This is a genomic window from Acinetobacter sp. ME22, from assembly GCF_022012315.1.
In the GTDB taxonomy this organism is placed as follows: domain Bacteria; phylum Pseudomonadota; class Gammaproteobacteria; order Pseudomonadales; family Moraxellaceae; genus Acinetobacter; species Acinetobacter brisouii_A.
This window is the reverse complement of the sequence record NZ_JAKLTL010000002.1, coordinates 89,322-110,243: the sequence shown is the minus strand read 5'-3', so window position 1 is coordinate 110,243 and position 20,922 is coordinate 89,322. Positions and strand designations below refer to the sequence as shown.

The 20,922-nt window shown below is 42.3% G+C and carries 18 protein-coding genes; 9 read left to right on the top strand and 9 right to left on the bottom strand.

Features of this window, described 5'->3' with window-relative positions; all coding sequences use genetic code 11:
• Nucleotides 1-16: 16 nt before the first annotated feature.
• Nucleotides 17-1,462, bottom strand: a complete 1,446-nt coding sequence (gene aspA, locus LVY74_RS03160) for an aspartate ammonia-lyase (RefSeq protein WP_237813807.1) — start codon at nt 1,460-1,462, stop codon at nt 17-19.
• 558 nt (nt 1,463-2,020) lie between these two features.
• On the opposite strand from aspA, the gene putP reads away from it, so the two are divergent.
• Entirely contained in the window at nt 2,021-3,514 is a 1,494-nt protein-coding gene (gene putP / locus LVY74_RS03155; protein ID WP_237813806.1) for a sodium/proline symporter PutP, read from the top strand.
• A gap of 42 nt (nt 3,515-3,556) precedes the next feature.
• Here the strand turns inward: putP and LVY74_RS03150 are convergent, their stop codons facing one another.
• Entirely contained in the window at nt 3,557-4,042 is a 486-nt protein-coding gene (locus LVY74_RS03150) for an Lrp/AsnC ligand binding domain-containing protein (RefSeq protein WP_045792865.1), read from the bottom strand.
• A gap of 116 nt (nt 4,043-4,158) precedes the next feature.
• On the opposite strand from LVY74_RS03150, the gene putA reads away from it, so the two are divergent.
• Together putA and trmA are read left to right on the top strand one after the other, a co-directional pair.
• Entirely contained in the window at nt 4,159-7,914 is a 3,756-nt protein-coding gene (putA, locus tag LVY74_RS03145) for a trifunctional transcriptional regulator/proline dehydrogenase/L-glutamate gamma-semialdehyde dehydrogenase (protein ID WP_442862773.1), read from the top strand.
• Between the two features lie 156 nt (nt 7,915-8,070).
• Complete coding sequence (gene trmA, locus LVY74_RS03140) at nt 8,071-9,156, top strand: tRNA (uridine(54)-C5)-methyltransferase TrmA (RefSeq protein ID WP_237813804.1); 1,086 nt, start codon at nt 8,071-8,073, stop codon at nt 9,154-9,156.
• Between the two features lie 67 nt (nt 9,157-9,223).
• Here trmA and LVY74_RS03135 read toward each other — a convergent pair whose 3' ends face one another.
• From LVY74_RS03135 to rutA, 5 genes are all read right to left on the bottom strand, one after another.
• Nucleotides 9,224-10,570 carry a solute carrier family 23 protein gene (locus LVY74_RS03135; RefSeq protein WP_237813803.1) on the bottom strand — a complete coding sequence of 449 codons (1,347 nt, stop codon included), beginning with the start codon at nt 10,568-10,570 and terminating at the stop codon, nt 9,224-9,226.
• A gap of 31 nt (nt 10,571-10,601) precedes the next feature.
• Nucleotides 10,602-11,126 carry an NADH-dependent FMN reductase RutF gene (gene rutF / locus LVY74_RS03130; protein ID WP_237814096.1) on the bottom strand — a complete coding sequence of 175 codons (525 nt, stop codon included), beginning with the start codon at nt 11,124-11,126 and terminating at the stop codon, nt 10,602-10,604.
• A 115-nt stretch (nt 11,127-11,241) separates the two neighbouring features.
• A complete protein-coding gene (gene rutC / locus LVY74_RS03125; RefSeq protein WP_237813802.1) occupies nt 11,242-11,622 on the bottom strand; it encodes a pyrimidine utilization protein C in 381 nt (126 codons plus the stop codon).
• A 12-nt stretch (nt 11,623-11,634) separates the two neighbouring features.
• Nucleotides 11,635-12,375 (bottom strand): pyrimidine utilization protein B, encoded by a 741-nt coding sequence (gene rutB, locus LVY74_RS03120; RefSeq protein ID WP_237813801.1) that lies wholly within the window; start codon nt 12,373-12,375, stop codon nt 11,635-11,637.
• Nucleotides 12,372-13,490: a pyrimidine utilization protein A gene (gene rutA / locus LVY74_RS03115; RefSeq protein ID WP_237813800.1), complete on the bottom strand. Its 1,119-nt coding sequence runs from the start codon at nt 13,488-13,490 to the stop codon at nt 12,372-12,374. The genes rutB and rutA overlap by 4 nt, the downstream gene beginning before the upstream one ends.
• 286 nt (nt 13,491-13,776) lie before the next feature.
• Here rutA and LVY74_RS03110 point away from each other — a divergent pair, with 286 nt between their 5' ends.
• Complete coding sequence (locus LVY74_RS03110; RefSeq protein ID WP_237813799.1) at nt 13,777-14,424, top strand: TetR family transcriptional regulator C-terminal domain-containing protein; 648 nt, start codon at nt 13,777-13,779, stop codon at nt 14,422-14,424.
• Between the two features lie 53 nt (nt 14,425-14,477).
• Here the strand turns inward: LVY74_RS03110 and LVY74_RS03105 are convergent, their stop codons facing one another.
• Together LVY74_RS03105 and rutD are read right to left on the bottom strand one after the other, a co-directional pair.
• The gene (locus LVY74_RS03105) at nt 14,478-15,077 is read right to left on the bottom strand and encodes a malonic semialdehyde reductase (protein WP_237813798.1); all 600 of its coding nucleotides are present in this window, start codon (nt 15,075-15,077) and stop codon (nt 14,478-14,480) included.
• Nucleotides 15,078-15,092: 15 nt separating this feature from the next.
• Entirely contained in the window at nt 15,093-15,866 is a 774-nt protein-coding gene (gene rutD / locus LVY74_RS03100; protein ID WP_237813797.1) for a pyrimidine utilization protein D, read from the bottom strand.
• Nucleotides 15,867-16,322: 456 nt separating this feature from the next.
• On the opposite strand from rutD, the gene LVY74_RS03095 reads away from it, so the two are divergent.
• The 5 genes from LVY74_RS03095 (at nt 16,323) to purH (ending at nt 20,849) form a co-directional block, all read left to right on the top strand.
• Nucleotides 16,323-16,547, top strand: coding sequence for a hypothetical protein (locus LVY74_RS03095; RefSeq protein WP_151710543.1), 225 nt, complete (start codon nt 16,323-16,325; stop codon nt 16,545-16,547).
• A 131-nt stretch (nt 16,548-16,678) separates the two neighbouring features.
• Nucleotides 16,679-17,578 (top strand): 50S ribosomal protein L11 methyltransferase, encoded by a 900-nt coding sequence (gene prmA / locus LVY74_RS03090; protein ID WP_237813796.1) that lies wholly within the window; start codon nt 16,679-16,681, stop codon nt 17,576-17,578.
• An 18-nt stretch (nt 17,579-17,596) separates the two neighbouring features.
• On the top strand, nt 17,597-18,424 hold the full coding sequence (locus LVY74_RS03085; RefSeq protein WP_151776829.1) for an MJ0042-type zinc finger domain-containing protein: 828 nt from the start codon (nt 17,597-17,599) through the stop codon (nt 18,422-18,424).
• Nucleotides 18,425-18,935: 511 nt separating this feature from the next.
• The gene (fis, locus tag LVY74_RS03080; RefSeq protein ID WP_004751481.1) at nt 18,936-19,205 is read left to right on the top strand and encodes a DNA-binding transcriptional regulator Fis; all 270 of its coding nucleotides are present in this window, start codon (nt 18,936-18,938) and stop codon (nt 19,203-19,205) included.
• Between the two features lie 69 nt (nt 19,206-19,274).
• Nucleotides 19,275-20,849 carry a bifunctional phosphoribosylaminoimidazolecarboxamide formyltransferase/IMP cyclohydrolase gene (gene purH, locus LVY74_RS03075; RefSeq protein ID WP_237813795.1) on the top strand — a complete coding sequence of 525 codons (1,575 nt, stop codon included), beginning with the start codon at nt 19,275-19,277 and terminating at the stop codon, nt 20,847-20,849.
• The last annotated feature ends 73 nt before the right edge of the window (nt 20,850-20,922 follow it).

Here is a 20,922-nt window from a genome sequence, read left to right as displayed (position 1 = left end):
TAAATCACCATTCAGATTAGCTGGCTTGTACAAATTCTTCGTCAGGAACAACTACAATTTCAGAGACTAAATTTTCAAATTTAAAAATATCATTGAGTTGCTCTTGAGTCAGTAAACCACGCTCAAGTACAACTTCAGGAATGGTTTTGTTCTCCGCAATACATTGTCTACCCAACTCATCACATAAACTATGCCCCAAAATCGGATCAAGTAAAGTCACTATTCCAACGCTACGCATCACTGAATCTCGACAGACTTGCTCATTGGCACGCACCCCTTGAATACATTTTTCATCTAGAGTACGTACCGCTTCAGTTAACAGTGAAATAGATTCTTGTATTGAATAGGCAATAACGGGTTCCATGGCATTTAACTGCAACTGTCCTGCTTCAGCAGCAAAAGTGATGGTCAAATCATTACCAATGACCTTAAAGGCAATCTGATTGACCACTTCAGGAATCACAGGATTGACTTTCGCTGGCATAATCGAGGAGCCTGCTTGCATTTCAGGCAATTGAATTTCAGCAAACCCTGCCCGAGGACCTGAACTGAGCAACCTTAAATCATTACTGATTTTGCTTAATTTTACTGCAAGACGTTTTAAGGTGCTCGATAAAATAATAAAGACCCCACAGTCACTGGTCGCCTCAACATAATCTTCACTGGTTTTAACCGATAAGCCTGTGATTTGGCGTAAATGTCGTGTCACCAATTTGGCATAACCCTGTACGGTGTTGACTCCTGTTCCAATCGCAGTTGCACCTAAATTGATTTCAAGCAGTAATTCTCTGGTTTTTCGGATCAGGCGGACATCTTCTTTTAGCAATGTAGCAAAGGCATGAAACTCCTGCCCAAGCGTCATGGGTACAGCATCTTGTAATTGCGTTCGCCCCATTTTTAAAATAGTTTTAAATTCCAATGCTTTATTTTCTAGTGATGCAATCAAGTGTTGCATTTGCTCAAACAATGGATCAAGTACACTATACGTAGCTAAACGTAATGCCGTTGGATACACATCATTGGTCGATTGTGACTTATTCACATGATCGTTGGGGTGTAAAATATCATATTGCCCTTTACGATAGCCCATCATTTCTAAGGCAATGTTGGCAATCACCTCATTGGTGTTCATGTTAATCGATGTACCTGCACCCCCCTGATAAACATCGAGCGGGAACTCTTTATACCAATGTTCTGGGGTCTGAATAATCAGGTCACATGCACCCTGAATAGCCTGACTCATCTGCTCACTAATTTTTCCAACCTCTAGATTGGCTTGCGCAGATGCTTTTTTGACTTGGGCTAACGCACGTAAAAAATGTGGCTGTTGCCCTACGGTTAATGAAGAAATCTTGAAATTTTCCAGTGCCCGTACAGTATGAATACCGTAGTAACAATGTTGAGGAACTTCTTTAATGCCCAATAAATCTTTTTCTAGTCGATTGGCTTTAACGCTATCCATGTTTAAACCCTTTACAAAATAATGCACTTCAACTGTGCAAAATCTAGCTTAATCAAAATTTAGATCAACTGCTTTAGCCAAATTGCTATTTATCAGTTATTTTTTAACTGGAAATGGTAGTTTTCGCCAATTGGGATTTAAACAGGATTATCCTGATGTTTTTAAAAGGGCAATTTTGAAATTTTTTTAAAAACTGACTAAAAATTAAACCAAAAATAAGATCTTATTGCTTTTAACTTTGTATCAACAGATCAAATTCCTCTAAAATGAATGCCTTCTTGCTCATCACGTGATTACATCGTAATCCTAAGGACGTATCACTTATGACTGTATTTGCATATACAGCACTCCCCACAACCTGATTGGCTTCACATACTGCACTTGCTGAATATTCACTTTTGATGAATTTTTAGCCTCGATTATTTCATTATTACTTTTGAATTTCCCTCTAAAAAACACCCTGATTATAGTGAGTTATTCGGTAATTATTTTGTAATTATAGATTTAATTCACTTGCTGAACCGCAACACACGGACCGTTTTTTAGACAGGATGATCTATGAACTATACTAATCCGACCGTTATTACCTTTATTCTGTATATTATTGCCATGGTTTGTATTGGCTTATATGCATACCGTTCAACTCGCGACTTTTCTGACTATATTCTTGGGGGGCGTAGCTTAGGCAGTTTTGTCACTGCATTATCCGCAGGCGCTTCTGACATGAGTGGCTGGTTGCTTATGGGGCTACCAGGCGCTATTTATGCCGCAGGACTTTCTGAAGCATGGATTGCCATTGGCTTGACGATTGGGGCTTGGCTCAACTGGCAATTTGTTGCCGGTCGTCTACGCGTCCACACTGAAGTCCAAAATAACGCACTCACATTACCAGATTATTTCACCAACCGTTTTAATGACTCAAAACGTGTCTTGCGTATTGTATCTGCATTAACGATTTTGATTTTCTTCTCAATCTACTGTGCTTCAGGTATGGTCGCAGGCGCACGCTTGTTTGAAACCATTTTCCATATGGATTACACCACTGCGTTATGGGTCAGTGCAATCGCAACGATCAGCTATGTGTGTATTGGTGGTTTCTTGGCAATTAGCTGGACAGACACTTTCCAAGCTGCAATGATGCTGTTTGCCTTGTTCTTGACCCCCGTATTTACCTATTTAGCAATTGGTGATGGTCAAGCACAATTCACGCAACTGGTTGAAACGGCACGTCCACATGCCTATGACATGTTCTCCAATTTGTCTAAGATTGCCATTCTTTCTTCAATGGCATGGGGCTTAGGCTATTTTGGTCAACCGCATATTCTTGTCCGCTTCATGGCGGCTGACTCGGTAAAATCAATTCCTGCCGCACGCCGTATTGGCATGTCATGGATGATTTTATGTCTTGCTGGTGCAGTTGGTGCGGGTTTCTTCGGTATCGCATTTTTCCAAGCACACCCAGAGTTTGCAGGCAAAGTCGGCACAAACTCTGAATTGGTGTTTATGGAATTGACTCAAATTCTATTTAACCCATGGGTTGCAGGAATTGTGATGGCTGGGATTCTCTCTGCTGTCATGAGTACATTAAGCTGTCAGCTTTTGGTGTGTTCGACCACACTGACCGAAGACTTTTACAAAGCATTTATCCGTAAAAACGCTTCACAAAAAGAATTGGTTTGGGTGGGTCGTTTAATGGTGCTTGCGATTGCAGTTTTCGCCATTATCTTGGCAAGCAACCCTGACAGTAAAGTTTTAGGCTTGGTGTCTTATGCATGGGCTGGTTTTGGTGCTGCATTTGGTCCACTAATCATTTTCTCTTTATTCTGGAAACGTATGACGCTAAGTGGTGCGGTTGCAGGGATGGTTGTTGGTGCTGTGACTGTCATCTTGTGGAAAAACATGTTTGCTGCCACAGGTATCTACGAGATTATCCCGGGCTTCATTTTTGCGACATTAACTATTATTGTGGTGAGCTTGATCAGCAAGCAACCTGCTCGTGATGTTGTTGAGCGTTTTGAACAAGCTGATGAAATCTATCGTCGTGAACATTAAGATCGACAGATAAATCAAAAGGCATGCTTTGGCATGCCTTTTTTATTTTTTGCTATGTAGCTTAATTTGCGTGGTTTCTTTGACGACTTGCATGACTGGATAACTGCGCGTTTCCTTCACGCCTGGTAGATGCCAAAGTACCTGCCCTGCAATACGCCGAAACTCGTCCATATTCTGACTGCGGATTTTAACCACAAAATCAAAACCACCACTGGTCATGTGGCACTCTAAAATTTCAGGGTGTTCCTGCACTGCATCGATAAAATCTTCCAGAACATGCGGCGTGGTTTTATCCAATAAAATCTCGACAAACACCAAAAAACCCGCTTGCAACTTCTCAGGATTGAGATGTGCGTGATAACCCAAAATAAAGTTTTCTTTATTGAGTTTCTGTACGCGAGCCATCACTGCTGTAGGTGATAAATTGACCGCTTCTGCTAATTTAATATTAGAAACACGCCCATCTTTCTGTAATAAATCCAGAATTTTGAGGTCTGTACGGTCTAGGCTAAAAAAAGCGTCTGACATATAAATTTTTCTCTAAAAAGAAGCCGAATTATAGTGAGTTATTTGGTAATGATTCTGTAATTATAGATTTAATCCACCTCTGGTTCAATTTTTTTAGCAACAGGACACGCGCCATGATGGAAACTGAAAAGGTCACTGCAACTCAATCGACCACTGTGACCGATATCACTGTTTTCGATGAAAAAAATCATTTCGAAAGCAAGATTAATCAGGCATGGCGCCGCCCTGAGCCTGAGGCAGTACAACAACTTTTACAATTTGCCCAATTGCCAAGTGAATTGGACAAAAAAATCTACGAACTCGCTTTCCGTTTGTCATCAGGTTTACGTGAGCGTAAAGCCTCTGCGGGTAAAGCTGGGATTGTGCAAGGCTTACTTCAAGAATTCTCATTGTCTTCCCAAGAAGGCGTAGCGCTGATGTGTTTGGCAGAAGCACTGCTTCGTATTCCAGATAAAGCAACCCGTGATTTGCTGATCCGTGACAAGATTAATCAAGGGAACTGGAAAGAGCACGTGGGTCAAAGTAGCTTGATGTTTGTCAACGCTGCGGCATGGGGTTTAATGCTGACTGGCAAAATCATGCAGCCAAGCAAAACCAGTTTATCGAGTATCTTAACGGGCATTTTGGCACGCAGTGGTCGCGGCATTATTCGTAAAGCGGTTGACGTTGCAATGCGTATGATGGGTGAACAGTTCGTTACAGGTGAAACCATTGAAGCTGCGCTTAACCACGCAAAAACTTTAGAAGCAAAAGGTTTCCGCTATTCATACGACATGTTAGGCGAAGCGGCATTTACTGAAAGCGATGCTGACCGTTATATGCAGGATTATGTTTCTGCGATTCATGCCATCGGTCAAGCGACAGCAGATAAAGACGTTTATACAGGCGCAGGGATTTCAATTAAATTATCTGCGATTCACCCACGCTACCAACGCGCACAACACGACCGCGTTCATACAGAACTGTATAGCCGTGTTTTAGAATTGGCGCGTTTGGCGAAACAGTACAATATTGGTTTAAATATTGATGCGGAAGAAACCGACCGCCTTGAACTGTCTTTAGAACTGCTTGAGCGTTTATGTTTTGAGCCAGATTTGGCAAACTGGAAAGGCATTGGCTTCGTGATTCAAGCCTACCAAAAACGCTGCTTCTTCGTAGTTGACTATATTATTGATTTAGCAAAACGCAGCAAAAAACGCCTGATGATTCGTTTGGTGAAAGGTGCGTATTGGGACAGCGAAATCAAGAAAGCACAAATTGACGGAATGAGCGACTACCCTGTTTATACCCGTAAAGTGCATACCGACTTGTCTTATATTGCCTGTGCGAAAAAATTACTGGCTGAGCCTGACTATATCTACCCACAGTTTGCGAGTCATAATGCACAAACTTTGGCAACGATTTACAATCTTGCCAACCCTGAAAAATACTACCCTGGTCAGTACGAATTCCAATGTCTACACGGCATGGGTGAACCTTTGTATGAAAATGTCGTCGGTTCAAAAGCTGAAGGTAAACTCGGTGTGCCATGTCGTATTTATGCGCCAGTGGGTACACATGAAACCTTATTGGCTTATTTGGTTCGTCGTTTATTGGAAAATGGTGCGAATACATCATTCGTCAACCGTATTGCAGACCAAAATCTTAAAATTGATGATTTGATTCAATCGCCAATGAAAGAAATTGAGCAAAATACCCAACATGACAAAACAGTCGGTTTGAAACATGCCTCAATTCCATTTCCAAAGAATTTGTATAGCTTAGACCGCGTGAACTCAAAAGGTTTTGACCTTGCCAATGACAGCTGTCTTGAAGAATTAAATACGGTTGCAAAACGCTTTGCTCAACATCAATGGCACAGTCAGGCATTGGTTGCAGGTCAAGCGGCTGAAGCCCAAGGCAACAATCAAGCCGTGATCAACCCTGCAAATCACAAAGATATTGTCGGTCATGTCAATGAAGCGACAGTTGAGCAAGTCGAACAAGCCTTGGCTCAAGCACAATCGCAACATAGCACTTGGCAAAATACCCCTGTGGTCTTGCGTGCTCAAGCGTTGGAACGTGCTGCCGACTTGATGGAAGAACGTCTGCTTGAACTGTTGGTTTTACTGTGCCGTGAAAGCGGTAAAACCTATGCCAATGCAATTGCAGAAGTTCGTGAAGCGGTTGATTTCTTGCGTTATTACGCAAAACAAGCACAGCATTTCCCAAATCAAAAAGCATTGCAAAGCTTAGGAACCATCTTGTGTATCAGCCCATGGAATTTCCCATTGGCAATTTTCACAGGGCAAATTGCTGCGGCTTTGGTCACAGGCAACTGCGTAATTGCCAAACCTGCTGAACAAACCCCATTGGTTGCTTTCCAAGCCGTGAAAATGCTGCATGAAGCGGGTGTTCCACAAGCGGTTCTCCAGTTCATGCCAGGTCAAGGTGAAACTATCGGTGCGAAACTCAGCCAAGATGCGCGCATCAGCGGGATTATGTTCACAGGTTCAACTGAAGTTGCGAAAATCCTGCAGAAAACTGTGGCACAGCGTTTGACTCAACAGGGTCAACCTGTGACCTTGATTGCAGAAACTGGCGGTCAAAATGCCATGATCGTCGATTCATCTGCACTGACTGAACAAGTGGTGTTTGATGCTGTCAACTCGGCATTTGACAGCGCAGGTCAACGTTGTTCAGCACTGCGTATTTTGTGTGTGCAAGAAGACAATGCCAAAACCGTATTGACCATGCTCAAAGGCGCGATGCAACAGCTTCGTGTGGGTAATCCTTACCTTTTGAAAACTGATATTGGCCCAGTAATTGACAGTGAAGCTCAACAAAACATTCAACGCCATATCAGCAAAATGCAAGGCAAAGGCTACCCTGTGCATCAACTGATGTTCGATCAAACTGTGACTCAGGCTCAACTTGGACAAGGTACTTTTGTACCCCCAACATTAATTGAGTTACCAAACCTGAATGATTTAGAGCGTGAAGTATTCGGCCCAGTGTTACATGTCGTGACCTATAAGTACGGCGAACTGGATGCCTTGATGCAACAAATCAATAACAAAGGTTATGGCTTAACTATGGGCTTACATACCCGTATTGATGAAACCATTCAAAAAGTCGTTGATTCTGCACATGTCGGTAACCTGTATATTAACCGTAATATTGTCGGTGCTGTGGTTGGTGTACAGCCGTTTGGTGGCGAAGGCTTGTCAGGTACAGGTCCAAAAGCAGGCGGTCCGTTGTATTTGTACCGTTTAATGCAAGATCACGCGTCAGCAGGTTTGACAACACCATTTGCAGTAAAAACCACATTGGTCGATCAAAATGCAGTCGCAACACAAAACTACCAAGCATTTAAAGCATGGGCTGCGAAAAACATCAGTGGCATCAACACCAATGCTGTTCCGAGTTTCATGGTCGATAAAATCTATGAATTGCAAGGCCCGACAGGTGAAAGCAACCAGTATGTGATTTTGCCACGTGAACGTGTGCTGTCACTGGCAACCACTGAACAAGAGCAGGTTTATCAATTACTGGCTATTTTCGCAGTCAACTCCAAAGTTGTCTTGGAACGTGACAATGCGTTCTTTGCCAAATATGCGCAGTCATTGCCTAAACAAATTCTAGATGCCATTCAACTGACTGATGACATTGCTACCGCACATTATGATGCTGTGCTGCATCACGGTTCGACCCAAGAGCTTGAAGCCTTGCAAAAAGTCATGGCAACGCGCACAGGTGCCATTGTTGGCATTACTCACATGTCAAATAACAGTGCCGATATTCCACTGGAACGTTTAGTGATTGAACGTGCGATTAGTATTAACACCGCAGCAGCAGGGGGTAATGCTAGCCTGATGACGATGACTGACTAATCCATAACTTTATTTCCTCAGCTCTCCCTCAGTGCCTCTGTCATGCTTCGTTCATGGCAGAGGTTTTTTCTTTTAGGCAATTGCAGCGCAAAACTAGGCTAATCCAGTCGAGTTTGTTAAGATTGCCGCTTTCGTTTAACGTGTATTTTTTTGTTCATGACCTCTGCATATCAACAACAACTGCAAGCCAAAGTCGAACGTATTCGCACCCAGTTTGCCGAATTCCAAACGCCAAATCTTGAAGTGTTCGATTCACCTGAACAGCATTTTCGTATGCGTGCAGAATTTCGCATTTGGCATACCGACACCGACTTGTTTTATGCAATGTTTGAACGCAACACTGACAACAAAGAAAAACAGGTGGTTCGTGTCGACAACTTCCCGATTGCAGCGCAAAGCATTAATGATTTAATGCCGATCTTGCTTGAAGCGTTAAAAGCAGAACCGCAACTGCACCAGCGTTTATTTGAAGTGGATTTTTTGGCAACACTCAGCGGTGAAATGCTGGTGACGCTGATTTATCACCGTAAACTGGACGAACAGTGGATTGCTGCCGCTAAAACCCTTGAGCAACAACTCAATATTAAAATCATTGGTCGTAGCCGCGGACAAAAGCTGGTGCTGACCGATGACTTCGTGGTGGAACAGCTTGAAGTTGATGGCCGCAACTATTTTTATAAGCAAATTGAAGGTGGCTTTACCCAGCCGAATGCCAAAGTTTGCGAAAAAATGCTGCACTGGGCTTGTGATGTGGCAAATGATGCTTCTGGACATTTGCTTGAGTTGTACTGTGGCAATGGTAACTTTACCCTACCGCTTTCACAAAAGTTTGACCGTGTACTGGCAACAGAACTGGCGAAATCTTCGGTCTACGCTGCCGAATGGAATATTGAAAAAAATCAGATTGAAAATATTCAGATTGCCCGTTTAGCGGCTGAAGAATTTACTCAGGCCTTTCATGGCGAACGTGAATTTCGTCGTTTGCAAGAAGCGCAAATCACGCTCAGCGAATATCAGTTTGATACTGTGTTTGTTGACCCGCCACGTGCAGGCATTGATGATGCAACCCTACAACTTTTACAGCAGTTTAAACGCATCATTTATATTTCATGTAACCCAGACACCTTACATGACAACTTGAAAACGTTGAGCCAAACCCATCGTATTCAGCGTTTTGCGTTGTTCGATCAGTTCCCCTATACCCACCATGTTGAAAGTGGTGTGGTACTGGAAAAGATCTAAACTTTTAAGATCAAGCCAAACAAAAAATTAAAGCCGATCAATGATCGGCTTTTTTAACAGAGTATCTTTATTTAGATATCACATGCGATTCATTTAATGCAGGCTCTTGAACTGATTTCGGCTGTGCTGATTTTCGGTTTAACAACAGATTCAGTAAAATTGCGGCAAAGGTTGCTGTCCCGATTCCACCCAAATCAAACGCCCCAATATGCAATGAATAGTTCCCTGTTCCCATAATAATGGTGATTGCGGCAACCAGCATATTGCCATTTTGAGAAAAATCGACCTGATTACTCATCCAGATCCGCGCACCTGCAATGGTAATCAAACCAAAAACTACAATGGATGCCCCACCTAAAATAGCGACTGGAATGGTACTGACCAACGCTCCAAATTTTGGTGACAAGCCGAGCAAAATTGCAAACACACCTGCAATCACGAACACCAAAGTCGAATAAATCCGTGTCGCAGCCATGACCCCAATGTTTTCTGCATAGGTAGTCATGCCTGTCCCACCAATCGATGCCGATAAGGTTGTACATAAGCCATCAGCAAAAAAGGCACGCCCCATATACGGCGAGATATCTTGCCCAGTCATGGCACTGACGGCTTTGAAGTGACCCAAGTTTTCAGCAATCAGAATAATCGCCACAGGTGCAATCAATAATGCAGCATTTAAACTAAATTCAGGATGATGGAACGTTGGCAAACCAAACCATGCAGCATTACTAATCGGTGCAAAATCAATCGGTTTCCCCAAACCCAAAACATTTGCCAAAACAAAATACAATGCATAAGACAACAGCAAACCGACCAACAACAATAAACGGCGCAACATGCCTTTGGTAAAGACTGCAATTCCCCCTATACACAAGACCGTCACCAGTGCCATCCATGTATCGAAGCTATTGCCCGACACCCCTTTAATGGTCACAGGTGCAAGGTTCAACCCAATGATCATCACAATCGAACCTGTCACCACAGGCGGTAGCAAGTTTTCAATCCATGCCGTGCCGATTTTCATGACCAGTAAACCAACCAGCATATACACGATACCACAGGCAATAATCCCACCGAGCGCCAACGCAATATGAGGATTCGCCCCAACGCCGTTATAGCCTGTCACCGCAGCCACTGCACCAATAAATGCAAAGCTTGAACCCAAATAACTCGGAACACGCCCACCTGTGATCAGGAAGAAAATAATCGTACCAATCCCCGTAATCAGCATGGTCAGACTCGGATCAAAACCCATCAGCAATGGCGCGAGCACCGTCGCCCCAAACATGGCGAAAGCATGTTGAATACCGAGCACAAGGGTTTGCCCTGCGGGTAGATATTCATTGGTTGCAACAGGGGTTTGTTCCAGATTCCCTTGATAAGGTCGCCATTGATTAAACCAACTTTCTTTCATAGTAATACTCCCTTGCTTATCAAGGTGTTGATCATGATTGATGACGTGTTAGATGATGATAGGCACGATCAAAATAGATCAGTCCCTGCGCACCCGTATTCAATTGTAATTGTTGAACTTCACAAAATAAAATGTCATGCGTCCCAATTGTGACAATTTGATTAATTTTACAGTCAAATGCCACCACGGCATCTGTTAATACGGGCGAGCCTGTCGTTAATGACTGCCATTCTCCCTGAGCAAAACGCTCGGGCATCGGCGTTTTACCGCCAAACAGATTGGAGAGTTGCGTATGATGCTGCGCCAATGTATTCACACACAGCACTTGGTTTTTATGAAAAATCGGGTAGACCGAAGCATTGCGATTTAGACAGACCAATAAAGTGGGTGGGCTATCGGTCACGCTACACACGGCTGAAGCGGTAAAGCCTGCGCGCCCTGCCTCGCCATCGGTAGTGACAATATTCACAGCCGCAGCCAAATTACTCATCGCTTGCCGAAACTGTTTTTGTGTTTCAGTCAGTTCAACAGGTGGTTTTGCTGCTTGTGCCATCATTTTATTCAACGCAGCAGCCGTATGTGAATTGGGTTGTAAAATACTCATGGTTTGCTCCTTGCATGCATCGTGATGCTTGCCCTATCGACAGGGCAAGTGCTGCTTGAAAACTCGATTACAAATGTGCGACTGAAGCAATTTCAATTAAAGCTTCTGCTTTGACCAAACCACATTGAATGCAATAACGCGCTGGTTTGTCGTTCGGGAAAAATTCGGCATAAACCTGATTAATCGCGGCGTAGTCCGCCCATTCTTTAATAAAAATCGAATTAAAGGTCACGTCATCCATGCTGCCCCCCGCAGTGACAATCACCTTTTGAATGGTTTCAAGCACATAACGGGTTTGTGCTGCGGCATCACCCACATGTACCACATCATTATTGGCATCGAGGGGCAATGTGCCTGAGACATAGACAATATTGTTGGCTTCGGTTGCAGGGACATACGGCGCAAGCGGTTTCCCTGTTCCTTCTGGAATAATCACATTTTTTGGCATGGCAAAATCTCCTTAAACCACTTCAGCTTGAGGTTGAGCAACTGGGGCAAAACTTTCTGCAAAACTTTGGGTGTCAGACACCCAACCAAAGAAGGTTTTGACATTAAATAAAGTCGCTTCATGCGCTTCGACTGGCCCTGCCTGATAACAAGCATCATCGAGCAGCACCCCGAAATATTCCAAAAAGAAACCATCACGCAAAGTTGATTCCACGCAGACGTTGGTGGCAATGCCTGTAAACACTAAATTGCGAATGCCTTTCGCACGTAAAATGCTGTCCAGTTGGGTATGAAAGAAGCCGCTATAACGAGGTTTTTCAATCACAATATCCTGTGGTGCGGGTTGCAGCTCATCAATCAGTTCATAATCCCAACCACCTTTAGACAAGAGCTTGCCTTGTAACTCAGGCTTTTTCTTCATGGTCTTAATGGCATTGGATTTATGAAAATTTGGAGAGCCTTCACCGCCTGCTTCCACATAGTCGGCATCCCAACCATTTTTAAAGAAAATCACTTGAATGCCCGCAGCATGCGCGACATCAATCGCCTGCTGAATCTGTTTCACGACTGGCTGCGTTTTCGATACATCAAAACCTGCCAAACCCAAATAGCCGCCCAGACTGGTATAGGCATTTTGCATATCCACCACGATGAGTGCAGTTTGTTTGGCATCGAGCTGAATGGACTCGGGTTCCGCCTTTAAAATCGGCGCGTTGGCTTGGGTAAAACTGGCACGGATGATTGAGTGGCTCATGCGCTTTTCTCCATAGAAAGATCAGTCACTTGGCTTGCGACAATGCTGTCTGCCAAAGTACGGCTTTTCATTAACGGTTGAATTTTTTCACCAAAATCTTTGACCCCTAAAACAAAGTCATCGAAGGTCAACAAAATGCCATCTGTGCCTTTGACTTCCGCAATTTCATCGAGCATGGCAGCGACTTTGGCATAAGAACCCACCAATGTTCCCATGTTGATATTCACAGGCGAAACGCTTGAAGCCATGTGGCGAATATTGGTGTCACTGCCTGAAATCTTGTCTTTGCCTCCCTGATCTTGCAGCCAAGCAATCGCTTGCATGTCCGCGCCATCGTTATAGCTTTGCCATTTTGCGAAAGCCTGCTCATCAGTTTCATCTGCAATCACCATAAACAGTACAAAGGTACTGACATCACGTCCTGTTTTATCGGTTTGTGCTTTGAGACGATCATTGATTGAGGCATAAGCAGTTGGCGTGTTTACACCCTTACCAAAGACAAAGTTATAGTCAGCGTATTGTGCGGAGAATGCCAAACCCTCATCGGACTGCCCTGCACAAATAATTTTTAAATCTTTGGATGGCTGAGGCTTCACCTGACAGTCATCCATTTGGAAAAACTCGCCTTTAAAGTCCGACTTTCCTGTCGCCCAAAGCTCTTTTAATACTTGAACATATTCCGACAAATACTGATAACGCTTGCCAAAATATTCATCACCCGGCCACATCCCCATTTGGCTGTATTCAGGACGTTGCCAGCCTGTGACGACATTGAGACCAAAGCGGCCATTGGAAATTGAATCAAGTGTTGCCGCCATACGTGCCACAATGGCAGGTGGCATCACCAGTGTTGCTGCGGTTGCATAAATCTTGATTTTAGATGTGACGGCAGCCAAACCTGACATTAAGGTAAAGCTTTCTAGATTATAGTCCCAAAACTCGGTTTCACCGCCGAAACCACGTAGTTTGATCATCGACAATGCAAAATCAAAACCATATTGCTCTGCGCTTTGTACAATTTCTTTGTTCAATTCAAAGCTTGGTTTGTACTGTGGTGCATTTTTAGAAATGAGCCAACCATTGTTGCCAATCGGACAGAAAACACCTACTTGCATACTGACACCTCGTTTATCCATAAAGTGTGAAAATCAAGACTGTGGTGCACTCACAGTATTTATTTTTAATAATGCAAATTGAATGCCAATATTATATATTGTTAAATATCATATATTTGTATTTATCATATGGTTTTATTATTTAGACCATTTAGTCCAACATTAAGCAATATCAAAATAAATCTGCACAAGCTTCGTGCACTTTTTGCGCACAAATCTCACTACCTTGCCTATTTCAGGACAAGTCTTTGCTACAATAGCCACAAATGAAAATCAGGTTAGCCCGATGTACGATGAAACAATGACTTCTGTAAAAAAAAGTAGAAATGCACAACAAAAACAACATCTCATTTTGAAAGCGGCACTTGAGGTTTTTTCCACTTATGGACTACAAGGTGCCAGCATGGAACAAATTGCCGAGACCGCTGGTATTTCCAAATCCAATCTGTTTTATTACTTCGCTGGAAAAGATGACTTATATGTGGCTGTGTTGTCACAAGTTCTGACTGCATGGTTATTGCCACTCAATCAACTGGAAAAAGAACAAGATCCTGCACAGGCTTTGGGAAATTATCTGGATGTAAAATTTCAGCTAGCCAAAGACTCACCACAAGCATCACGCTTATATGCTTTGGAAATGATGCAAGGTGCGCCCTATATCAACACGATTTTAAAAGGCTCACTCAAAAAACTGGTGCAACAGAAAACTGCAGTGATTAATGACTGGATTGAACAAGGGCGCTTAAAGCCTGTATCAGCGCTGCATTTAATTATTCATATTTGGGCAGTGACACAACACTATTCTGATTTTACCGTGCAGACCCAAGCCATTTCAGGCAAAACTCTAAAAAATAAAAGCTTCTATCAAGAAGCTTTGGCAACTTCGAAACAACTGTTAATTGAGAGCCTAATTCCTACGGTTGTAGAACATTAAAAAGCTCAGCGGACAACCCGATTGAGCTGTCCGCTTAAAAAATATGCAAGATATTAAACAATCTGACAGGTATCTTCAAAACTCAAACGTGGTAAACGCCCATAGAGTTTTTCAGGATTGCCATAACCAATATTGATCAGCAGATTGGTTTTCCATGTTGTCCCTGCCAAAAAAGTTTCATCGACCAGTGTTGGGTTAAAACCTGACATTGGCCCTGTATCGAGACCTAAACTACGACACGCCAAAATTAAGTAAGCAGCTTGCATGGAACTATTACGAAATGCAGTTTCATGGGCAAGTTCTGGACTTGACGTAAACCAAGATCTCGCATCGCCATGTGGGAACAACTCAGGTAACTTTTCATAAAATTCGCTGTCATAGGCCACTAAAACTGTGACAGGTGCCGTCATGGTTTTTTCGACATTACCTGAGGACAGCGCAGGTTTCAGTCTGGCTTTGGCTTCTGCACTTTGAATAAACACAAAACGTGCAGGCGAACAGTTGGCTGAGGTCGGCCCCATTTTCAGCAAATCATACAACTCCTGTAGCAACTCAGGTGCAATCGCTTTGTCTTGCCACGCATTATGCGTCCGCGCTTCACTAAACAACTTTTCTAAAGCGTATTCTTCCAGTTTTAAACTCAAACTATTCATCACGATTTCCTTGATTTAAGAACATAAATATTGCAATACACATGCATTAAACCAGTCAGGCTGCGTCACACTGCTGGCATGCCCACCTGTTGGGTACAGCTCAAAATCTGCATGGGAAATTAAACGAGACAGTGCCAGACCACGTTGCCAAGGCACTAAAAAATCATCCTGATTGGCAATCACCAAAACAGGCTGGGTGACTTCACGTGCCGTGTGTTCAGGTTGATACTGACGTAATTCTGCCAAACGCTTTTCTACATTTTCTAAAGGTGCAAAGTGGGCAATCGCCTGTTGCTCTTGCTGAACAAGCTGCTGATCATGTGTAGAAATCCATGCAGGCGGATACAAAAACAACGCTTGCGCCTGCACATACGCTGCGACACCTGCCTGACGTAACAAGGTCAAGCGCGTCGCAAAACAACGATTGGTATGTGCATCAAGTTGATCCCAAGCATTCACCACCACTAACTTTTCAACAAGGCAAGGTGCTAAACGTGCTAGCTCCAAACCGATAAAACCACCAAGCGCATGCCCAATAAAGTGACATTGATCAATTTTCTCTGCTTCTAGAATTTGCTGTAACTCAACCGCCATTGCAGGCAAAGAATAATTGTCTGGAAGAATGTCACTCTCGGGGAAAACGCCTTCTTGGTCATAGGTCAGCACATGAAAATGCTGCTGCAATGCGTCAATTTGTGACTGCCAATACTGTGCATGTCCACCTAAACCAGAACTTAACACCACAGTTTTGGCTTGGGACTTCGTTGATCGATAAAGAGAAACTGCCATTTTTTAAACCAAATAGTCCAATTTTTAATTATTAATTAGCAATAAAAATGCCAGAATCTATACCTCCTTTATTTTATTTATTCTTAACTCTCTTATTTATATGAAGAATTTATATGGATATATTTTAAAATCAGATCAGATGAATTTTATAAAATTATTTTTTGACCTTTTGGAAAATAAAAATCCATTAAAAAGAGATAAAAAGATCGAATAATGCCCCAATTTTGATCTTTCACCCATACACATCGCTTTGAATGGAATTAATCCATCTAGATAACAAATTTGTAAAAAAGTATGACAAAGCACACAAATTCATTTCTTTGTTTTTGATTAATTTTTCAGAAAAAATACGTTCAGCACATATCATCTTCATTTTTATGCACTACTTTCGCCAACTTGTTTTTTTATTTTTTTAAATTATATTCCGAATTATCTTAGGTTGCGTATGAAGGCTTTATGAGTTTTTGGCAGAAATTTTTTGGTGCACACGATCAGCATAATGACCACAAAAATCATGTGGCATGGGTTGAAAATGACTGTGCATGTAAAACCAATGATCAGCTACTTCAAACTTTGGCTTTAACTCAGGACGAGGATGTCATTAAGGGAATCAAGCGTATCCTGCTCTCACGTGGGTTTAGCCGCAAAGAATTAAATCAACTGACTTGTCCGATTCAATAATCCAGACTTGATCGAAAATAGCCACCCTGAATGCGGTGGCTATTTTATTTGTAGAGATCAGCTTACAAACTCCCCAAGTGCAGCCGATTTCGTTACAATACCGCTTTGTTCTAAACATTTAGGTTATTTGCGTGAAGTGGTTACAAATCCATATTACTGTTGATCAAGCACAAGTTGATTTTACTGAAACATTGTTACTTTCTTTAGGCGCAGTCAGTGTCACGCTAGATGATGCTGAAGATCAGGCATTGCTTGAGCCACTTCCAGGCGAAACTCCACTTTGGAACAAAGTGATTGTGACAGGCATTTACCAGCAAGATGACAGCGAACAAATCGATGTCGATAGTTTGGTGAAATTTGTACAAGAACAGCTTCCTGAAGCGCCTGTACGTTTTGACGAGCTTGAAGACCAAGCTTGGGAACGTGCATGGATGGACTACTATGAACCCATCCAAATTGCAGATAAGTTCTGGATCGTGCCTGAATGGTTAGAAGCACCCGATGCTGAAGCCACCAACATTAAACTTGATCCAGGTCTAGCCTTTGGTACAGGGAACCACGCCAGTACTTTCCTTTGCCTACAATGGTTAGGCAGTGTCGACCTAAAAGATAAAGTTGTGGTTGACTATGGTTGTGGTTCAGGCATTTTAGGCGTTGCAGCACTGCTTTTAGGTGCTAAAAAAGTTTATGCAACTGACATTGACCCACAAGCTGTACTTGCAACCCAACAAAATGCTGAATTGAATGGTGTTCTTGACCGTTTATACGTAGGCTTACCAGAAGAGTTCAATGCCGAATTTAAGAGCCAGCAAGCAGATGTTTTAGTTGCCAACATTTTAGCAGCACCGCTCATGGCACTTGCACCTGAATTTGCAAAACTGCTGAAAGCTGATGGTGAATTTGCACTTGCGGGTGTGATTGAAGAACAAGTGGCTGATGTTTCAGAAGTGTATCAAGAGTTTTTTGATATTTTAAATATCGAAAAACGTGAAGAAAACTGGTGCCGTATTTCAGGCAAACGCCAAAGCTAATCTGTTTAGGCAACGCTTATGTGTGACATACAAACCCAGTGCCCAAACTGCAAAACACAATACTTAGTTTCGCCAACACAGTTGTCGATTGCAAAGGGTACGGTTTGTTGTCCGAAATGCGAACACCATTTCAATGCTTACGAATTTCTCAGCCATTTACCTTATATTGCACAGTTAGAAGCCAATTACGAATCTGTCACCGCACTAGCACATCATCGTCTGCATGAACGAGGCAGTGAAAATGCTTTGGCTATTTTTGAGCGTAAAATTGAAACTTCTAGCCTCGACTTATTGAGTTATCTAAATACCCATATTGTCAAAGAAGAAGAAAATTTAAATTTTAAGCGTCATCCCTCATTTTTTAGTCTACAAAAAAATACGGCAACACGCCTGATTAATACATTGGTTCATTTGTTTTTACTGGTACTCAATCTTTTGGTCTTTGGGATTATTCTCAGTCAGTTCACGAATAATAATCGCGATTTGAAGCAACAATTTCCTCTACTAGGCATCTTTTCAGATCACGCATGCAGTGTTGTAAAATGTAACAATAAAATGAATACCGAACTTAGAATCGAAGCAACCAAGATCCATCAGGATTACCCAGAATTTACAACGATCACAGGTAAATTTGTCAATTACAGTCACAGCTCACGTACCTTACCTACAGTACAGGTTGTAACTCCCCAACGTATTTTTAGCTTTACACCCAAGCAATATTTACCTTTAGCACAACAAGGCAAACAACATTTGCAACCTCAGCAAAGCCTGTATTTTCGTATTGATATCCCGCTAAAAGATGCCAATCAGCAATTTAAACTACAGCTCAAAAAGGCTTTAGATTAAATCACGATAAAAAATACTCAAGCGTGGTTCATCAAGCAAATCTATACTCCTGTACAAGTTTTCACTCTTCCTGATTATTTTTATTCAATCTTCTGATATTCAATGCTCAGTCATCTATCAAACAAATAAATAAAATAAAATTAATAAAAAAAAACGATAAAATTTAATAAAATTCTGCATTAATTTTACTCACTTTTTCAGCGACAGTGGTATGATACGCGCCACGAAAGCTTGACCACACAAACATCTCGTAGAATTCCCATAATGAAATAAATTGCCAGATGTGCATTATCCCAATATTGCGCATGTAGCAGTTTTTTTATTTTAAAATTTGGCTGTAACAATTCTTTAACAACTGTTACGCTTATTTTTTGGTCAATACAGACAATGTATGGCAAGCTAGTTACTTATTTTTAATATTCTCTTCACAAGCTGAACTGAATATTTTTTAACCTTTTATAAACTCAACCACTTTTATCCAAGTGGTTATAGATTATTCGGATTAAAACGCATGAATAGCAAATCTCCTATTTTTACTGCACAATCTGATGTAGCGCTTCGCATCCACGTGGATCGCGCAGTTCGTCATTATTTTGCACAACTGCAAGGCGAGCAACCTGCTCAGGTATATGACATGGTGCTAGCAGAAATGGAGAAACCTCTTTTATCTGTTGTTTTAGAATACACTCGCGGCAACCAAACTCGCGCTGCTGAAATTCTAGGACTAAACCGTGGTACTTTGCGTAAAAAGTTAAAAGCTCACGGTTTAATGAGTGAATAAATGATAAAATGCTCACGTCGTCGTGGGCATTTTTTTTGCCTAAATGTTTAATCTGAAGACTTGAAAATCATGACTATTAAGCGCGCTTTAATCTCAGTTTCTGATAAGACTGGTATTGTTGAATTTGCTCAAGAACTTGCAAATTTGGGTATTGAAATTCTTTCAACTGGCGGTACATACAAGTTACTCAAAGACAGTAACATCGCTGTTGTTGAAGTATCTGAACATACTGGTTTCCCTGAAATGATGGATGGTCGTGTTAAAACTCTACATCCAAAAATTCACGGTGGTATCCTTGCTCGTCGCGGCTTAGATGAAGCAGTGATGCAAGAACACAACATCGACCCAATTGATCTTGTGATCGTGAACCTTTATCCATTTGCAGCAACGGTTGCAAAACCAAACTGTTCACTTGCAGATGCGATTGAAAACATCGACATCGGTGGCCCGACAATGGTTCGCGCTGCGGCTAAAAACCATGCCTCTGTAGGCATCATCGTCAATGCGTCTGACTATGCAACTGTTGTCGCTGAACTTAAAGCAAACGGTGCATTGTCTTACGAAACTCGTTTTGACTTGGCTGTGAAAGCATTTGAACACACAGCTCAATACGATGGTATGATCGCGTCTTACCTTGGCGCTCGCGTAGGTAAAGAAGAAGGTCAAGCAGACAAATTTGCTCGTACTTTCAACACTCAATTAGTGAAAGCACAAGACCTTCGTTACGGTGAAAACCCGCATCAATCAGCTGCATTCTATGTTGATCCTGCTGCAAAAGAAGCATCAGTTTCTACATCTAAACAGTTACAAGGTAAAGAACTCTCTTATAACAACATCGCAGATACCGATGCAGCACTTGAATGTGTGAAATCTTTCGCTAAACCTGCATGCGTGATTGTAAAACACGCAAACCCTTGTGGCGTTGCAGTATCTTTAGACGGTATCAAAGCTGCGTATGACCTTGCCTATGCAACAGATCCTGAATCTGCATTTGGTGGCATCATTGCATTTAACCGTGAGTTAGATGTTGATACAGCGAAAGCGATTGTGGAACGTCAATTTGTTGAAGTGATCATTGCACCAAGCATCGCTGAAGGCGTACTTGAAGTGACTGGCGCGAAGAAAAATGTTCGCGTATTGGTCTGTGGCGATCTTCCTGCAATTGACGAACGTGCACCACAACTTGACTACAAACGTGTCAATGGCGGTTTGTTGGTTCAAGACCAAGATTTAGGTATGATCAAAGCATCTGACTTGAAAGTTGTGACGAAAGTTGCGCCGACTGAACAAGAAATTGATGACTTAATCTTTGCTTGGAAAGTTGCGAAATACGTTAAATCAAATGCGATTGTTTATGCAAAAGGTCGTCAAACCATTGGTGTTGGCGCAGGTCAAATGAGCCGCGTAAACTCAGCGCGTATTGCTGCCATTAAAGCAGAGCATGCGGGTCTCGTGGTTGAAGGTGCAGTGATGGCATCTGACGCATTCTTCCCGTTCCGTGATGGTATCGACAATGCTGCGAAAGCAGGCATTAAATGCATCATCCAACCGGGCGGTTCTATGCGCGATGAAGAAGTGATTGCAGCAGCAGATGAACATGGCATTGCGATGGTGTTCACAGGTATGCGTCATTTCCGTCACTAATTGATTAGAAATCATATTTATTAATCCCTCTAAATCCCTCTTTGTAAAAAGGGGGACTTTTCATATAAGCAAC

Bases quoted from the DNA above. Each gene is read 5' to 3' on its own strand.
- rutD (WP_237813797.1), bottom strand. From the start codon at position 15,866: ATGGCAGTTTCTCTTTATCGATCAACGAAGTCCCAAGCCAAAACTGTG.
- LVY74_RS03110 (WP_237813799.1), top strand. From the start codon at position 13,777: ATGTACGATGAAACAATGACTTCTGTAAAAAAAAGTAGAAATGCACAA.
- LVY74_RS03150 (WP_045792865.1), bottom strand. From the start codon at position 4,042: ATGTCAGACGCTTTTTTTAGCCTAGACCGTACAGACCTCAAAATTCTG.
- rutF (WP_237814096.1), bottom strand. From the start codon at position 11,126: ATGATGGCACAAGCAGCAAAACCACCTGTTGAACTGACTGAAACACAA.
- aspA (WP_237813807.1), bottom strand. From the start codon at position 1,462: ATGGATAGCGTTAAAGCCAATCGACTAGAAAAAGATTTATTGGGCATT.
- rutA (WP_237813800.1), bottom strand. From the start codon at position 13,490: ATGCAAGTAGGTGTTTTCTGTCCGATTGGCAACAATGGTTGGCTCATT.
- putA (WP_442862773.1), top strand. From the start codon at position 4,159: ATGGAAACTGAAAAGGTCACTGCAACTCAATCGACCACTGTGACCGAT.
- putP (WP_237813806.1), top strand. From the start codon at position 2,021: ATGAACTATACTAATCCGACCGTTATTACCTTTATTCTGTATATTATT.
- trmA (WP_237813804.1), top strand. From the start codon at position 8,071: ATGACCTCTGCATATCAACAACAACTGCAAGCCAAAGTCGAACGTATT.
- fis (WP_004751481.1), top strand. From the start codon at position 18,936: ATGAATAGCAAATCTCCTATTTTTACTGCACAATCTGATGTAGCGCTT.
- rutB (WP_237813801.1), bottom strand. From the start codon at position 12,375: ATGAGCCACTCAATCATCCGTGCCAGTTTTACCCAAGCCAACGCGCCG.
- LVY74_RS03085 (WP_151776829.1), top strand. From the start codon at position 17,597: ATGTGTGACATACAAACCCAGTGCCCAAACTGCAAAACACAATACTTA.
- rutC (WP_237813802.1), bottom strand. From the start codon at position 11,622: ATGCCAAAAAATGTGATTATTCCAGAAGGAACAGGGAAACCGCTTGCG.
- LVY74_RS03095 (WP_151710543.1), top strand. From the start codon at position 16,323: ATGAGTTTTTGGCAGAAATTTTTTGGTGCACACGATCAGCATAATGAC.
- LVY74_RS03105 (WP_237813798.1), bottom strand. From the start codon at position 15,077: ATGAATAGTTTGAGTTTAAAACTGGAAGAATACGCTTTAGAAAAGTTG.
- purH (WP_237813795.1), top strand. From the start codon at position 19,275: ATGACTATTAAGCGCGCTTTAATCTCAGTTTCTGATAAGACTGGTATT.
- LVY74_RS03135 (WP_237813803.1), bottom strand. From the start codon at position 10,570: ATGAAAGAAAGTTGGTTTAATCAATGGCGACCTTATCAAGGGAATCTG.